At 20.7% G+C, this 247-nt stretch carries 1 protein-coding gene (cut by a window edge); it reads right to left on the reverse strand.

The features are described 5' to 3' along the window. Positions 1–231: part of an Rpn family recombination-promoting nuclease/putative transposase coding region (locus G3997_RS05130; protein ID WP_442971248.1), annotated on the reverse strand (this coding region is incomplete at its 3' end). The annotated region extends 63 nt beyond the left edge of the window; the window shows 231 of its 294 annotated nt. Positions 232–247: the final 16 nt, after the last annotated feature.

Genomic DNA, 247 nt, shown 5'->3' on the forward strand with positions numbered 1-247 from the left:
TTCAATTTCTTTTAATCTATATCYATTGTGGAATCTATTGTTATCTAAATATTTAAAGTTTAATATGTCAATACAAATAGTTCTTTCTAATTTTGAATAATCATCACCTTCATTTAATTGCTCTTCGTACATTTTACTCCAATAATATAGACTTCTTTTTACCATATTGTATTCATTTTTTAATTGTATCTCAATATTAATAATTTCATTTTTATTAGTTCTAGCCTTTATATCAAATCTTGAAAAT

It is taken from the genome of Romboutsia sp. 13368, assembly GCF_018336475.1.
Classification (GTDB): domain Bacteria; phylum Bacillota; class Clostridia; order Peptostreptococcales; family Peptostreptococcaceae; genus Romboutsia.